General features: G+C 51.7%; 13 protein-coding genes. 5 read left to right on the top strand and 8 right to left on the bottom strand.

What is annotated here, in order from left to right:
* Positions 1-137: 137 nt before the first annotated feature.
* From AC5JO6_RS21440 to AC5JO6_RS21420, 5 genes are all read right to left on the bottom strand, one after another.
* Entirely contained in the window at positions 138-326 is a 189-nt protein-coding gene (locus AC5JO6_RS21440; protein ID WP_496083071.1) for a CPXCG motif-containing cysteine-rich protein, read from the bottom strand.
* Between the two features lie 42 nt (positions 327-368).
* Complete coding sequence (locus tag AC5JO6_RS21435) at positions 369-2,003, bottom strand: B12-binding domain-containing radical SAM protein (RefSeq protein ID WP_496083070.1); 1,635 nt, start codon at positions 2,001-2,003, stop codon at positions 369-371.
* A gap of 142 nt (positions 2,004-2,145) precedes the next feature.
* On the bottom strand, positions 2,146-4,431 hold the full coding sequence (locus tag AC5JO6_RS21430; protein ID WP_496083069.1) for a BamA/TamA family outer membrane protein: 2,286 nt from the start codon (positions 4,429-4,431) through the stop codon (positions 2,146-2,148).
* Between the two features lie 199 nt (positions 4,432-4,630).
* On the bottom strand, positions 4,631-4,822 hold the full coding sequence (locus AC5JO6_RS21425; RefSeq protein WP_496083068.1) for a hypothetical protein: 192 nt from the start codon (positions 4,820-4,822) through the stop codon (positions 4,631-4,633).
* A gap of 220 nt (positions 4,823-5,042) precedes the next feature.
* The gene (locus AC5JO6_RS21420) at positions 5,043-6,350 is read right to left on the bottom strand and encodes a hypothetical protein (RefSeq protein ID WP_496083067.1); all 1,308 of its coding nucleotides are present in this window, start codon (positions 6,348-6,350) and stop codon (positions 5,043-5,045) included.
* A gap of 160 nt (positions 6,351-6,510) precedes the next feature.
* Here AC5JO6_RS21420 and AC5JO6_RS21415 point away from each other — a divergent pair, with 160 nt between their 5' ends.
* Together AC5JO6_RS21415 and AC5JO6_RS21410 are read left to right on the top strand one after the other, a co-directional pair.
* The gene (locus tag AC5JO6_RS21415) at positions 6,511-7,116 is read left to right on the top strand and encodes a cytochrome b/b6 domain-containing protein (RefSeq protein ID WP_496083066.1); all 606 of its coding nucleotides are present in this window, start codon (positions 6,511-6,513) and stop codon (positions 7,114-7,116) included.
* Between the two features lie 202 nt (positions 7,117-7,318).
* A complete protein-coding gene (locus tag AC5JO6_RS21410; RefSeq protein ID WP_496083310.1) occupies positions 7,319-8,041 on the top strand; it encodes a molybdopterin-dependent oxidoreductase in 723 nt (240 codons plus the stop codon).
* Positions 8,042-8,193: 152 nt separating this feature from the next.
* Here the strand turns inward: AC5JO6_RS21410 and AC5JO6_RS21405 are convergent, their stop codons facing one another.
* The 3 genes from AC5JO6_RS21405 to AC5JO6_RS21395 form a co-directional block, all read right to left on the bottom strand.
* Positions 8,194-8,865: a hypothetical protein gene (locus tag AC5JO6_RS21405; RefSeq protein ID WP_496083065.1), complete on the bottom strand. Its 672-nt coding sequence runs from the start codon at positions 8,863-8,865 to the stop codon at positions 8,194-8,196.
* 275 nt (positions 8,866-9,140) lie between these two features.
* Positions 9,141-11,306 (bottom strand): glycosyltransferase family protein, encoded by a 2,166-nt coding sequence (locus AC5JO6_RS21400; RefSeq protein ID WP_496083064.1) that lies wholly within the window; start codon positions 11,304-11,306, stop codon positions 9,141-9,143.
* 16 nt (positions 11,307-11,322) lie between these two features.
* The gene (locus tag AC5JO6_RS21395; RefSeq protein WP_496083063.1) at positions 11,323-11,586 is read right to left on the bottom strand and encodes a hypothetical protein; all 264 of its coding nucleotides are present in this window, start codon (positions 11,584-11,586) and stop codon (positions 11,323-11,325) included.
* Here AC5JO6_RS21395 and AC5JO6_RS21390 point away from each other — a divergent pair.
* The 3 genes from AC5JO6_RS21390 to AC5JO6_RS21380 all read left to right on the top strand — a co-directional run bounded on the left by AC5JO6_RS21390 (position 11,586) and on the right by AC5JO6_RS21380 (position 14,737).
* Positions 11,586-11,918, top strand: coding sequence for a DUF565 domain-containing protein (locus tag AC5JO6_RS21390; RefSeq protein ID WP_496083062.1), 333 nt, complete (start codon positions 11,586-11,588; stop codon positions 11,916-11,918). The two genes, AC5JO6_RS21395 and AC5JO6_RS21390, sit on opposite strands and share 1 nt — an antisense overlap.
* 271 nt (positions 11,919-12,189) lie before the next feature.
* The gene (locus tag AC5JO6_RS21385; protein ID WP_496083061.1) at positions 12,190-14,103 is read left to right on the top strand and encodes a M24B family metallopeptidase; all 1,914 of its coding nucleotides are present in this window, start codon (positions 12,190-12,192) and stop codon (positions 14,101-14,103) included.
* 70 nt (positions 14,104-14,173) lie between these two features.
* Positions 14,174-14,737 (top strand): Uma2 family endonuclease, encoded by a 564-nt coding sequence (locus AC5JO6_RS21380; protein WP_496083060.1) that lies wholly within the window; start codon positions 14,174-14,176, stop codon positions 14,735-14,737.
* Positions 14,738-14,967 lie beyond the last annotated feature (230 nt).

Below are 14,967 nucleotides of genomic sequence, written 5' to 3'. Positions count from 1 at the left end.
CCTGAGTGAGGAAGCAAGAGGATGAACTTGCAACGCGATCGTGCCGCCGCTTCCCTCCCGACTCCTGCCTCTTCGCGGAAGTGAGGTGTGAGGAGTATTAGCTTCTGCCTCCTGCCTCCTGCCTCCCGCCTTGTGCCTCACCCTTCATACTCGCTGTCAATTTCAATCTCTAGCGTCTCTTCATCAATGCGTACATAGAGAATATTTGGTCGGCAGCAGACCTGACAATCCTCTACATACGACTGCTGATTGCCGCCACTAACATCAACAAACGTAGTGTTTTCCTCGCCACAGTAGGCACAGTAGTATTCCGCCGTATTCTGCATTTACTTTCTTTCCCCTCACTTCTCACTCCTCTCCCCTCGCCTCTACCTCAACGCCTCAGCAGGTTGCTTGAACTGCTCCCTTGCACTCGCTAAATGCTTGAGCAACGTTGCTTGCGGTAGCGGACCTTGCAAATGACTCCAGGGAAGCACTTGTTCCGGTTGCCATTCGGTGTAGACGTAGAAATCCAGGCTGGGAAGCTTGCCCCGTAGTTCTTTGAAGGCGCGACGATAGCTGCCCAACGAATCGCCATAGTGGCGAGTCAATTCTAAGAGATCAGAAAGGCGACGATCGCCCCTGGAAAGCAGCGTTTGAATCACCGACCAGTTGTAGCTTTCGGGTCGAAAATCGATGCCTTGAGGGCGCAACTGTTTTTGGAGCCATTGCAGCCGCTTTTCAGACTGAGCATTTACGCTGAACCATTGAAAGGGCGTGTGTGCCTTGGGTACAAAAGTGCTGCAACCAAAGGTCAGACGCAATCCTGGTACAGTTTTCTTAATGTCCCGCAGCATCGCCACCGTTTGCTCGAGATCCTCTGGCTCCTCACCCGGAACGCCGACCATCCCATACAGCTTGAGATTGCTGAGTCCGCCTGCTTTGGCGTTCATCGCTGCCTGAATAATTTCGTCGTTGGTCAGCTTTTTGTTGATGATCTGACGCAGCCGATCGCTCCCACTTTCCACGGCGATCGTAATTGAGCGAGTGTCGTGTTTCGTCAGCGTGGCTGCCAGTTTGGGGGTGACGGTGTTGGTTCGCACCGAGGCAATGCTCAGCCGCACATGGTCATAATCAGAACGATTAAGGTAATCCAGCAGCGTCTCAAATTCGGGATGTTGCGTAACGGACGCGCCAAGCAAACCCAAACGATCGGTGACGGTTAGCCCCTGCGCGATCGCGGGGATCAGCGACTCCTCTACACTTGCCGTCCGAAACGGTAGCGTCAGATAACTGGCAAGGCAAAAGCGGCACATCTCCGGGCAACTCCGCACCACTTCAATCATGTAGATGTTTTCCCACGCCGCTTTCTCTGTAACGACGGTCGATGCTGACAGAGTATTACCGCGATAGGTTTGCTTCTCGATCCGTGCTGGAATGCCTGCATCTACAGGGGCGATCGACTCCAACGCACCATCGGGGCTGTGATACGTCGCTACATACAGGCTCGGCACATAAATTCCTGGCACTTGCGCTAGGTGTCGCAGTTGGGTGAGGCGATCGGCATGGCGCACCGCTTGATAGGCAGTGATGAAGTCGTGCAGCAGCAGTTCGCCATCGCCCAGCAAAATGATATCGAAGAATGCCGCAAAGGGTTCTGGATTTGCCGTCAACACTGGACCACCCCCAAACACCAGCGGATGAGTGTCCGATCGTGTTGCTGCCCGAATCGGCACCGTCAACGACTCCAATAGGCTTAGGACATTCACATAGTCCAACTCCCACGACAGCGAAAAGCCGAGCAGTTCTGGCGCTGACGGCAACGGTTCCTGAGCATCCGTAAACAAACGGCTCACCTCCACATCAGCACGCGATGCTAGTGTTGCCCACACAACTTGGTAGCCCAGGCTGGTAATACCAACGCTGTACTCATTCGGAAACGCAAAAATTGTGGGCACGGCATCAACCGTTGGAGTAGCTGGAGTGAAAAGCAGGCGTTCGGCAGCGAAAGGGGAACCAGTCATGCATCAGAGCGATAGGGAACACAGATCAGCAAGGGCATACATTTAAACCCCTTCCCTTGTTGTAGCTTTTCTTGTGCCCTTCCAGTCGGGCGGTTTCTAATCCCAGCAGTTTTTAATGGATTGAATTCACATCTTCTCTGGTCTAGAATCTCTGACCAAAGCCAAACTGAAAGCGACTATCGCCTTGATCACTCACGCCAAAGTCAGCGCGAATGATGCCAAAAGGCGAGTTCACTCGCAAACCAACGCCAAAGCCAGCCCCTGTTCCCGGTTTGCCCCGCTGCACACCTGGTTCGCCTAGCACCTCATCACTGGTGCCTAAATCGGAGGCAAAATCGGCAAAGACGACACCACCCAAAAAGCGATAGATCGGAAAGCGATATTCAGCGGATGCCAGAAAGTAACTGCGGCTGGTTGCCACATCGCCTGCACCATAGCCGCGTACCGAATTAGGACCGCCCAGCACATAGGCATTGTAGGGCGGCAGATCGCCGAACGTGGTACCACCCTGAAGATTAAAGGCAACAACTTGCGGCTGTTGAGCATCGGCACCGGGTTTGATCAGACTCACTGGAATGAACGTCGCGTAATTTGCCTGCAAGCGATTACCAAACACTTCACCGCGACCGATCGGGATAAATTGTTCTGTACTCAGGGTAACGACGGAGCCACGGCTGGGATTGACCACATTATCGCGCAAGTCTTGAAGCGCCGTGAAAGAGAGCGTTGTCAGGTCATCAATGCCCGTACCGCTGAGCGAAAGAGGATTCCCTCGACGATCTTGGGCAAAAATGTTGCCATCGCGATCGCGCAGGCTCACATTTGTATAGTTCAGCCCCACCGTTCCTTTCCAGGTTGATCCAAGTGGTCTCGTTGCGTTAACACCGCCGCCAATTTTCCGTTCTCGCACACGGCTACCGTTTGGCAGCTTGATTTCATCATCAAACACGTTAGAAAGACCCTGTCGCCGAAACACGTTCGCACCATAACCAGGCGTGTTGGGGTCTGTATCGCGGTACGGGCTATCGAAACGGGCATCAAACTGGGTATCTAAGGTGCCAGGCTGGACGTTGGCACTGAACCGTTGTCCCAAGCCAGCAAAGTTGTTGTCCTGAAAATTGATCGAGGCGAAAAGCCCCTGTTCATCGTTGTAACCACCGCTAAAATTGACGCGTCGCGCCGACCCTTCCACCACGTTGTAGATGACGGCAACCCGACGTGCATCGCCTTCAAACGAAACATTGGCACCGTCAAAAATGCCCAATTCGCTGAGCCGCCGCAAATCTGCGCGCGCAACATCATCGCGGAATACCTGCCCTGGTTGCAGTTTTATTTGTCGGCGTAAGAAACCTGGTTGTGTACGCCCCTTGATCGGTTGTCCCTTGTCATCAACAGGCTGACCCTCTTTGTTGACAAAGCGAACTTGCACATCGCCGACATAGCCCTCAGCCACTTCAACGGTGACAATGCCTTCTCGTGTGGGTTGTAGCGTCAGTACTCGCGCTAACGTGTAGCCGTTTTGGGCGTACCACTCGTTGATGCGCTTGACGCTTTCGTTGAGCAGCGTGGGTTTAACCGCTGCACCCAATTGCGCCCCAAATAACTGGTTGGCAACATCCAGCGTGAGTGCCTGTGCGCCTGATAGCCGGAGCGATCGCACCACGATCGGCTCCACCTGAAACACTACACTCAAACCTTGAGGATTGGTACGGCTGCTCACGCTGGCATTGGCAAACAGCCCAGTGCCCAAAATATCTGCGACATCTTGCTTGAGCTGGCTACCGCTAGTACCGCCACCCGGTCTCGTTTTGACGGTGTTGCGAACGACTTGCTGTAGCTCTGCTTCGACTCCTACCACCTGAACATCGGTTGCCGTCACCACCAAATCGGGCGACGCGATCGTGCCTGTGGTAGCACGTTGGCTGGGAGGTGTAGCAGTCGGTTGACTGGGAAGCGTCGTTGGCGTTGCTGTTGGCAACGGTGGCACTGTTACAGTTCCTGTTTGGCTGGCTGGAGCAGTTTCAGGCGTAGTGGCTTGTTGAGTCGGTACTACCCAGATGGGCGCATCGATCGAGGTTGGCGACGCAGGTGTTGATGGATTGACAGTTGAGGCTGGCGTGTCCGTTGCCGATGGGCTAGTCGTTGGCGATGTGGCGGTTGAGGATAAAGGCGCACCAAAGTCGATTGCTGGTTGATCAGACCCGATCGCGGGAATAGTAGTGGGTGCCGCTGTCGGTGCAGGCGCTGTCGGTGCAGGAGTAATTGGCGCAGGGGTGGGTGCTGCGAGCGGCTGATAGTCCTGGTAATACTGAGTGCTGACAGCCGTTTGAGCATCCGGTTCGGTCGATGCAGACGCTATGGCAGCGTGAACCCCTTCATACGTTGCGATCGCCGCTAGCGCACAGGCTGCTAGTGTCTGTAGGTGCATTAACGTCACGTTGCGGCTCACCGATAGAACGTTCCAAACAGGTCAGACGTGCCTAGCCGCTACGATCGCGATGCTACTGGGTAAACGGACGGGCTGACAAGTTGGCTCCTAACATTTTGCACGGTTGCCTCAGAATTGCCACGTTCTTTACAAAAGTAATGTGTTGAGTCTGGCTCACCAATGCTTCAAGCTGCCACGCTCAGATAGCGCAGCTACAGGGAGCAGGCGTTGACTGCACAGAGTGAAATTGAGCTTGAGCAAACGCAGCGCTACAAGAAAATGATGTGTAGCCGTTCATGCGTTTTAACGAAACAATGCCCTCTTTGCACTCAATGACTCGATAAAAAGCGCCATTTTCAGCAGTCAGAATATCTCCAAGCTGAATGTTCATGTCTTCAAGCGCACACTTCGCTGTAAGGTGATCGATGCTCTCAGTATTGCTCGATACACATTCTATTACGCGATCGATTTAATGAAGAGTTCAACGCTCTCCGTAAATTCGACGTGATTCTTTTTTGCACGTCTCAGCCATGCGTACGGTGCCATGCACACCAACACCTATCTGAGTCTGAGCTTGCTAATCGCCTTTTCTGGCTATGACTGCCCCTGCCCTAGTTGTATCCTTGGAGGCGACGTTGCCACTCCGCATCAATTTTGGATGCTTGCTCTACGTCTTGCTCCAATAGATCGTGCTCTGTGGTGTATGCCAGATCGTCTGTACCAATGACTGTTTCGAGGGCAAACTGTTGGGCATAGGCAATTTTGTCGCGCAGTTTAGCCTCTGCCTGATTCAACTGCATCGCTTCCTCCTGACGGGCAGCATTGCGAGTAGCAATCTTGCCATTGCGCCACTGAATCCAGAAGTAGCGCACCAGCGGCAGGGCTAGAAAGGCACTGCCATAACCCAGGAGCACCCAATAAATCGACTGCACAAATGCCACTAAGCCCCCCAGGGCAATGGCAGCAGAACCATCAGCAAGCAGTTTGCCCAGCACCAGTGCGCCAACAAGATTGACTCCGCCCAACGCTGCTGCTACCGTCAGTTGCCCAGAACTAGCCTGACTAAACCGCCAGGGAAATTCCTGGAAATAAGCAGCAACGGGTTTAGGACGGGTTTGCGCTGCCGTTGCCTGTAACTCTGGAAAGTGATAGACAATATCTCCGTCAGGGCTAACTTCCGGTTGACCGTTAAACCGAGACAGCACTGGCAGCATATATTCTTCGTATTCTCGGCTGTAGCCTTGCCCCAGATGATCGAGATAAGGTGCAAGCTGCTCAGCTACAACGGCTCCACGCTGGTTACGGATGACGGTGCCGATCGCCTGCCAGCGACGTTCTTCTAAATCAGCATTGGGGTTGCCATCGCCAAACAGGAAGGAGAAGGTTGCCTCTAAAAAGTTCATCTTCGGCTTGTCGTCGTACCGTGCGCGACTGTACTGGCGTGGGCGATCGTAATAGTTGGGCGAGAAAAACCAGAAAAAATCTGGACCCAGCCAAACATTGGGCATAAAAATTGCACCGCCGCCCGAATCCTGGCGATCGTCTCCGTCACGGCTTGAGTTTGCTGCTGTCACAATGATGACGATCGTCACCAAAATCAGCGCAATGGATGCTACCAGCACAATGCCAAAAGAAATCCGAATCAGGTAGAACAGAATTTTCCAAACCTTGCCCCACCATTCTTGCAACTGTAGCTGTAAGTATTTACGACGCAGCACTGTGCGGAAGTTTTGGGGAAATAGATAAACCACCTCGCCAGACTCTGCGACCTGAAGATGCCCACCTGCATCGGAGGCAAGCGCTAAGAGTCCTTGCTGGGCGAAGTTCACATTTAACCCTGCCTGACTGGCAACATCACCAACCGTAACGCGGTAATCGAGGCGTTCAACCGCTTGCATAATATCGGGATTCGGAGCCATTTTGGTTCTCTAGAAAGCCGTTTCTCTCTCCAGTATAGAAGCTGTGTTTTTGTGTATGGGAGGGAAAGAGGTAGCGGGAAGCGCGAGTGGTTCGTTGAGTCAAGCACCGATCGCGCCCAACGCTGTACAGTAGAATGAGCAGTCGTTACAAACCGAAACAGTGACTTCATCGTCTGTCGTCAAGCCTCAGCGTCGATCACTCCAGGCACCCCCTGCAAAAATCTTTCACTGGGTCAACATTGTCAGTCTCTTTCTCATGCTGACCAGTGGGTTGCAGATTTACAACGCTAATCCGGTTTTTGGTGGGCGTGAAGGCTTCCATTTTCCGTTTGTTGGTCTGCTTGGTGGCTGGCTGGCGGGTGGACGACACTGGCACTTTGCCGCGATGTGGTTTTTCTCGCTGAATCTGCTCTGGTATGGCGTATACGTTCTCCTGACGCAGCGCTGGAAACATCGATATGTGGGCAGCAACGACATCAAGGCATTGCAGCAGAGCAAAAGTCTGAAGCGCCGTTTTTACGCATGGCACCGGATTGCTTACACGTCGATTATCCCAATCCTGCTGCTGGCGCTCTTGAGTGGGATCGGCATGTATAAACCGGCTCAGTTTTACTGGATTGTGGACTTGTTTGGCGATTGGTTTGCGCTCAGGGTTGTGCATTTCCTGACGGTGCCAACAGTCATTGTGTTTGCGATCGTCCATTCCTGGCTGGCACTCAAAGCAGGGGGCGATCGGCTGGTTGATTCGATGTTTCTGGAGGAGTGAAGAAAAGACGGCGGTCAGCGGTCAGCTATCAGCGGTCAGCGGTCAGCAGCAATTCAAAACCCGCAACTCAAACCTTCTCCCCTGCTCCCCTACTCCCTCTGCCTCCCCTACTTCCCCTGCCTCCCCTGCCTCCCTAGCCTCCCCTGCTCCCCTGCTCCCCTACTCCCTCTGCCTCCCCTGCTTCCCCTGCTCCCCTACCCTCATGCACTCCCCCTCCGATACCCCCGATTCTCTCCCTCGCCGCAGTTTTCTCAGAATCGCTGGACTGACTGGTGCAGGCTGGATTGTCACCAGTGCGGGTCTCACGCTGGTCGAAAGTGTGGCGGGTAAGCTGTTTATGCCTGTGAACGATCGCCTCGACGCATTGCTGCTGAAGCCGCAAAAGCTCATACCAGAGTTTCCAGTGAGCGCGATCGAACCAGACGCATTGATTGAGAATACGTTTCGATTCATCCCTCGCATTGATCAGACGACGTTTCGCCTCACAGTGGATGGTGCTGTGAATAAGCCACTTAGCCTTGACCTGACGACTATTCAGCAAATGCCGTTAACCTCAATGGTGATGCGCCATGTCTGTGTTGAAGGTTGGGCGGCGATCGTGCAGTGGGGTGGGGTCAGGCTGCGAGATCTCATTCAACTCGCGCAGCCAAAGGCAGACGTGCGCTATGTCTACTTCCACTCAGCCGATGGTTACTACGAAAGCTGGGATCTAGCATCTGCGCTGCATCCTCAAACCGTGCTGGCATATCAAATGAACCGTGCGCCGCTTCCGGCTAAGAATGGTGCACCACTGCGGTTGGCATCGCCAATTAAGCTAGGCTATAAGCTGAGCAAATGGGTGACGGGTATGACGCTGGTCAGCGAACTAGCGCAGCAGAAGGGTTATTGGGAAGATCTCGGTTACGAGTGGTTTGCAGGGCTGTAAGCTGCAAGCGTTGGGATTGCATGTTCTAGGGGCTGCCATCAATTACAACTACACATGACTTGCAGCAAGGGTTCCAGCCCCTAGTCTGGTGTGTTGGGGCGGGCGCGATCAGGCTGATACCGCAGGGTTTTAGAGCCAATTGATGACGCGCCCTAGGGCTGCAAAATTAACTGCCACTCAACGGCTTTAGCATTCCACAGCGGCAGGGCTGTTTCGTCCACGACGTAAGGTCCCCAATATCGTCCAGAGCCATCCTGGGCAAAAGCAACTAGCACATCGCCTTTCTTTAGCTTGAGGGTGCGATCGGGCAACGAAACCAGCAGTCCTCTGGCACCACCCTCTTCAGGGGCAAAATCCCAGTGCGACGGAAGTTCGTAGTTGGCTTGACTGACCGCTTTTACAGTCGAAGTGTTGCCTCCAGGCAGTGCGGATTCGCTAGAGGTCTTCTTTGACAACAGCGCCACGCGAACTGGATAGCCAGTAGGATTACCAATTCTAAAAACGCCTTGGCGGGTGGCTGGCGCTCCAGCAGGCTGCTTGCCAACGGACTGAGGCACTTCTGGCTTGCTTGGCGTTACTGTAGGCAGGTTTGTGCTACTTGGGGCAGGCATTGGCTGTCCTTTCGCTGCTGGTGTTGGCGCACCGATGGGCGTTGACAGTGAGTCCAGCGTTGATGGCACGATCGCGGTAACAGTGAAGCGTTTAAACACAACCCAGGCGCTCACCAAACATAAGACTGCCGCTGCGGTCACACCAACGGCAAATTGCCATCGTGGTTTCATTTGCCTAGCTGATTTGCCCGCCATTGCCTGTCCGCCATTCATAGCCCTACCTTAGTAATAACAACTTTCGGTTCATAAGGGTGAAGAACATTCTTGAGCGATCGCGTCGAGGTTATTCCCCCCTGACGGTCACTTAACGGCTTTGCTCTGGCAACCTGGTAGAGTGTCCACTTTGAGTGAACGGTTAGATGGGTATATGAGTCGATGAGCTTGCTTGCTGACCGACCATCGACCCCTGCACTCTCCACCTATCAACTCCTGGTCTCTCTACTTAAACCTTGACAAACCACCAGGGCGAGGGCTTCTTTATGGTTCCGTCAGACTGAATCTGCACGTTGCAGCCCACTATTTCTAAGCGTTTGCAGAGAGTATGCAGGTATTTTTTCTAATCCTGTGTTCATCTCAGGTTGAATATATTCTTGAGGCAGCATCACTCGGCACGTTACGCGTTGAAGCAGCGCGTCATACTCTTCCAACATGAGCGGTGGAACAATTGTCATTTCTAGACCTTCATTAGCAAGATCGATTCCTTCGTTCAGAAAAGTGGACAATACGAGATTGTAGAGAACGTCTTCTATTGTTACTTCGCCGTTCGGAAAGTTTCCCTGGCTAATCAAAAGATTAGTATGCTTACAGTCAAGATTTCGAGCAACTGTATGAAATACTTCTAAAATTGCTGGGTAAAGCACCGCTTCTGGCTCAAGCCAGTCTGGACAAAGGAGCAGGTTGTTCTGCCTCAAATTGAATCTTTCGGAGAGAGAATCAACCAAGGAAGAACTTGCTTTGATTGCTTTAAGGGTTGCCCTGACTTGAATCACATCATCAATAACTTCTTCTTCATGTTCTAACTTAACGACACTAAATGCACCCTGAAACCCGTAGCTCTGGCACAGCTCCAGATATGCTGGAAACTCAACGCAATAGTATTTGAATGAGTTAATGTTCCAGAAGCTGATATGTGTTGGATCTTGAAAGGCTCCACGACCATCTGTAGAAGGGACGCGAATATCTACCAGGGCATTGGGTTTGCAGATTCTCCAGATTTCGTTCATGGTGTGGATACGATCGCGTAAATGCTCAATCACATCATATGCTCTAACAAGATCAATACTGTTGTCGGAAAAAGGAAACCGCTGATTTAGATCGGCAACGACATCGACCCCAGAGCCGCCAGTGACATCGACTCCAATAAACCCTTCTTGCTTATGAATGCCACAGCCTAAATCGATATACATTGGCTCACCAGAATTTAAAGGGGCTTGAATTTTAGAAAGCACGAACGCAACGAGCCGATCATAACTACAGTGTTGCACAACGTCGTGATGCAGTTGATTGGCAATTTCTAAACGTTCATCTTCATGACTTAGATAATAAGCAATTTTTTCGTTTAATTCTTCAATAGTTCGATAAGAAATTTCCTTGCTAACTGAGGTTAGCTTTTTGAGGTCTGCCTTCCGATCAGTGAGGATAAACCCTCCTGCTGCACCTACATCAATGACTCGATTAACAACAGCACGATCAAAGTGGATGCCAGTGACATTGAGATTAATTTTGGTGCTAGTGTAAAGACTACGAGTTTCTGTATAATCCTTCGTCGGGGCATGATACGTAATATTTTGCTGATGAATCACATAATTCATCGGAAGCCCTTTCAAATAACTGGGATCACCTCCAATAATGTTGATTGGGAAGACGGGATTAATACGCCGAATTACCTCTCCCCGAAAGCATAATGATAGGCAACTTACCACATATTGATAATTTGATCGTTCTCTGATTTCTTGTAGGCGATCGTCAACATCTAGCTGGAATTGAGCATAGGCCATAGCAGACGGCTCAATTTCGCGATCGAGTGCAATCAGTCGTGACCAATAGTCAGCCGCAATGCGGTGAAAGAAAGGCAGGTTGCTGTAAGAGTTAGCAACCAGATCCATACCGGGCAGAATATGTCCAACAAACGAAAGATCAAACGCATAAGACTCCGGCAGCGGCATTCTTTCAAATTCAGAGGCATGAAAGATGGAGTAAGTCCGCTCAAATCCCATGCTCCTCAAATCGATGAAGTTAGTGTATTCGATGCAGAAGTGAATGCTTCGATGCTTAACCCGTTGCCAACCTTCTAAAAGATGTTTACCAGTCTCAATTTCGTGGTCAGCAAAGCTACTCCAAATATTGTCATGGTGAATAAAGATCAGAAATGACTGAAATAGCTCAAAAGTAAAACAGTTGGACTGCTCTAAGAAAAACCGCAGCAGTGATGAATTATCGAAAATGAGAAGGTATTCGATTTCTCCAGATTGAGCGAGTTTTAATAACGCCTCTAGCGCGTCAGCAAAACTGGCGTATTCGCTGGGGTTAAAATAGATTACTCGATGATGACAACGCTCCAGAGCGCTTCGATAATTGCTGGTTATTCTTTGGTAAATTGGAGTGGGGGAACGCTCAATCAAAAAGCTGCCTGGAGCGGTTTGAGCCATAGCCATAAAGTTTGCTTCCCAGTCACTGTGCCAGTTTAATGCCGAAAGGTAATGGTGAAGTCAGAATCTGCGTCACCTGGTCTAAATTCAAAATACTCAACAAAGAGCTTGAAAAGACTAGCGCAACTTGGGCGATCGCCATATCCCTTTGGTTGCCGATCCCAGCATTCTCAATACTATTTTCAAGCCAGCCAGATACAGTTAATGATAAAACGTTCCAGTATGTATTCACCCGCTCCAATATGGGCTTGCAACTGCTAACCAGGCGATCGAGGGGAAAGAACAATGCAAAACACTCGTCTCAATAGTTTGGTGGACGTAACGGGCGATCGCCTCAGCAGTTGGCTACGTAACCCGTGGCGACGGTCATCCGTTCTCATCATTAGCCTGCTCTTTGGCAACTATTTGGGACCAACGATCGCGTTGGTCGCTGGGCAACAAGGACAGCTAGATGTGGTCATTGCCGCTACTCTCGCTGCTTTGACTGAACTGTTGAGTGCTGTTGTCTATCGCCGGAAGCCAGACGTAGCGCGATCGCTCTGGCTGGACTGCCTGAATGCGATCAAAATTGGCTTGATTTACAGCCTCTTTGTGGATGCGTTTAAGCTTGGTTCGTAGAAAGGGGGCAGAGGGCAGGAGGCAGAGGGCAGAAGGCAGGAGGCAGAGGGCAGGAGGCAGGGGAGGCAGGGGAGGCAGGGGAAGTAGGGGAAGTAGAGGAAGCTAGGGAGGCTGGGGAAGTAGAGGAAGCTAGGGAGGCTGGGGAGAAGACTTCCGAACTCAAAACTCAAAACTCTTTAGCAACACGGCGCAGAGTGCTACCCAAAACTCTCTTCACTCCTCATTCCATCCATAAGTGCTATAAATCGGACTAGACGCTCATCTTTTGCCTATGTCTTCTACTGATTTAGTCACGTCTCAAACGCTGTCTACGACGACGCAAGAAAAGTTTGCCACGCTGCGATCGCTCCTGGTAACGCATCAGTTAGATGGCTATCTTGTCACGGCGGCGGATGAACATTTGAACGAGTATCTGCCGGAAGCAAAACGGCGACGCATCTGGCTGAGCGGCTTTTCGGGATCGGCTGGCGATTTGCTGGTGGGGCAGGAAACCGCGTGGCTGTTTGTGGATTCGCGCTATTACGAGCAGGCAGATCTGGAAGTTGATCCCGCGTTGATGCAGGTGTCGAAACTGGGTCTGGAGGGACAAAAGACGCTGGATGAAACCCTGGAGGCGTTAGGACGAGAAGCAGCGAAAGCAGGGTCTACCTTTCGGCTGGGATTTGACCCGTTCACCATTACAGTCAGTCAGTTTCGCAGCTTTGAGAAGCAGTTAGAACCGTCGGGAGTGTCGCTGGTGCCGCTGGCTGGCAATCTGGTCGATCGCGTCCGCCTGCAACAGCCCTGGTTAGACGCAGAACCGCTGCCTACCTATGCCGATTCCAGGCTGTTTTACTTGCCGGATGTTCAAACAGGCGAGACGATCGCGCAAAAGCTCACGCGAGTCAGGGAAAAGCTGCAAAAAGCAAATGCAGACGTTCTGCCCATTACAAAGCTTGATCAGATCGCGTGGCTGTATAACCTGCGTGGTTGGGATGTGCCCTACAATCCCGTCTTCATCGCGTATACGATCGTGACAGCCGCCGAAGCCTACCTTTTTACTAACCTCGATCGCATCCCGCCCGACTTACACACGTTCTTGCAACCGCAGGTCAACTTGCTGCCGTATGAAGCCTATGCTGAGACGCTGAAAGCGCTGGTTGCTCAAGCTCCAAACCATCGAGTGTTGCTTGATCCGCAGCACACCACAATGGGCACGTATGAGTTGCTTACCGATCCCGCTGCCGCGATCGCCTGCAAAATTGTTGAAGGAAACAACCCGATCGAGGGCATGAAAGCGCGTAAGAACGCGATCGAAATCACGCAGATGCAACAGGCAAATCTGAAGGCAAGTCGCGCTAAAACACGCACCTTGAAATGGGTTTCCGATCAATTCAACAGTGATCAAGCGCTCACGGAAACCGATGTGGCAGCCACAGTGGAGCGGTTTTATGCCGAGGAAACTGACTTTCAAGGGTTAAGCTTTAACACGATCGCAGGCGCTGGGGCAAACAGTTCGATCGTTCACTATGGTACGCCCAACCCTCAGCGAGTGCTGCATTCTGGCGATTTTTTGCTGCTCGATTCGGGTGCACAATACGCCTCTGGCACCACAGACGATACGCGCACCTTGATTGTGGGCGATCCAACTCCAGAGCAAATCGAGTGCTACACCGAAGTTCTCAAGGCTCACATTAACTGTGCCATGCAGCGTTTTCCCAAAGGCACCACTGGGGCGCAACTGGATGGCATTACGCGATCGACCCTCTGGTTTGCAGGGCTGGATTATGGACATGGCACAGGTCACGGTGTAGGTGCGTTTCTCAACGTCCACGAAGGTCCTAATGGCATTAGCAAAAAGGTCAGCGAACCGCTGGAACCGGGCATGGTAACCAGCATTGAACCGGGTTTTTATAAACCGGGCTGGGGCGGCATTCGCCTTGAGAATCTCTATGTTGTCAAGGATCTGACTCCTACAGATGAGACACCAGCGGCAGACTCAAAGCCTGATCCCAACAAGCTCTCCTGGTATGGCTTTGAATCGCTCACCTACATTCCGTTTGATCAGCGGCTGATCGATCGCGATCGCCTCGACGATCGCCAGCGTGAATGGCTGGAGCACTACAACGCCGCGATCGTGGCGAAACTCTCTGCCACTCTTAGCCCCGAAGAAGTCGTATGGCTCAAAGATGTTTGTACGGTTTAGCGACCTTTGTGATGCCCAAGTGATTTCTCTGCACTGATTTCTCTGCACCAAGTAGTGAGACTTTGAAGCTATGACGATCGCCGCCCAGCAGCCCATCACGCTAGAGGAGTTTCTGAAGCTGCCAGAAACAAAACCTGCTAGTGAATACATCAATGGCGCAATCATCCAAAAGCCAATGCCAAAGACTCGACATTCTAGATTACAAGCGAGGTTGATCAGCACAATCAATGAAGAAGTTGAGGAAAAGCAAATTGCTTATGCGTTTCCAGAACTGCGCTGCACATTTGGGGGACGATCCATTATTCCTGACCTTGCTATTTTAACCTGGAGTAAAATCGGGCTAGATACAGGCGGCGAACTGCTCGAAGATGTTTTCATCGCGCCAGACTGGACGATTGAAATTCTTTCGCCTGAGCAGGGTTCAAACCGTGTCACGGGCAACATCCTGCACTGCCTTCAGCACGGTTGCAGTTTAGGCTGGTTGATTGATCCAGGCGATCGCTCGATTCTTGCTTTTTTGCCAAAACAAGAGCCAGTGCTGTATGAAGGGAATGATCGGCTGCCCGTTCTCAAAGCGGTGAACCTGGAACTCACCGTTGGTCAAATTTTTGGCTGGCTCAAGATGTCTCGTTAGTACGTGGAGCATTATGCGCGCTTCTCATCAGGATAAGTCGAAGCCCCTGATTCAAGTGTCAAGCTTTTAGCCGTCAGCACTTGGCTTATACCATTTCCCCAAACTGTAGCTACAGATTCAATCCTTGTCTGGCGGTCAGCAGTCAGCAGTCAGCGGTCAGCAGTCAGCGGTCAGCGGTCAGCGGTCAGTGGTCAGCGGTCAGTGGTCAGCGGTCAGTGGTCAGCGGTCAG

The sequence above is a fragment of the Tildeniella sp. genome (assembly GCF_059505325.1).
Note: the sequence above shows the minus strand (reverse complement) of the source record. Positions and strands in the feature narration are given on the sequence as shown.

Excerpts from the sequence above, each read along its gene's own strand:
- AC5JO6_RS21440 (WP_496083071.1), bottom strand. The coding sequence starts at position 326 with ATGCAGAATACGGCGGAATACTACTGTGCCTACTGTGGCGAGGAAAAC.
- AC5JO6_RS21435 (WP_496083070.1), bottom strand. The coding sequence starts at position 2,003 with ATGACTGGTTCCCCTTTCGCTGCCGAACGCCTGCTTTTCACTCCAGCT.
- AC5JO6_RS21430 (WP_496083069.1), bottom strand. The coding sequence starts at position 4,431 with ATGCACCTACAGACACTAGCAGCCTGTGCGCTAGCGGCGATCGCAACG.
- AC5JO6_RS21425 (WP_496083068.1), bottom strand. The coding sequence starts at position 4,822 with ATGAACATTCAGCTTGGAGATATTCTGACTGCTGAAAATGGCGCTTTT.
- AC5JO6_RS21420 (WP_496083067.1), bottom strand. The coding sequence starts at position 6,350 with ATGGCTCCGAATCCCGATATTATGCAAGCGGTTGAACGCCTCGATTAC.
- AC5JO6_RS21410 (WP_496083310.1), top strand. The coding sequence starts at position 7,319 with ATGCACTCCCCCTCCGATACCCCCGATTCTCTCCCTCGCCGCAGTTTT.
- AC5JO6_RS21405 (WP_496083065.1), bottom strand. The coding sequence starts at position 8,865 with ATGAATGGCGGACAGGCAATGGCGGGCAAATCAGCTAGGCAAATGAAA.
- AC5JO6_RS21400 (WP_496083064.1), bottom strand. The coding sequence starts at position 11,306 with ATGGCTATGGCTCAAACCGCTCCAGGCAGCTTTTTGATTGAGCGTTCC.
- AC5JO6_RS21390 (WP_496083062.1), top strand. The coding sequence starts at position 11,586 with ATGCAAAACACTCGTCTCAATAGTTTGGTGGACGTAACGGGCGATCGC.
- AC5JO6_RS21385 (WP_496083061.1), top strand. The coding sequence starts at position 12,190 with ATGTCTTCTACTGATTTAGTCACGTCTCAAACGCTGTCTACGACGACG.
- AC5JO6_RS21380 (WP_496083060.1), top strand. The coding sequence starts at position 14,174 with ATGACGATCGCCGCCCAGCAGCCCATCACGCTAGAGGAGTTTCTGAAG.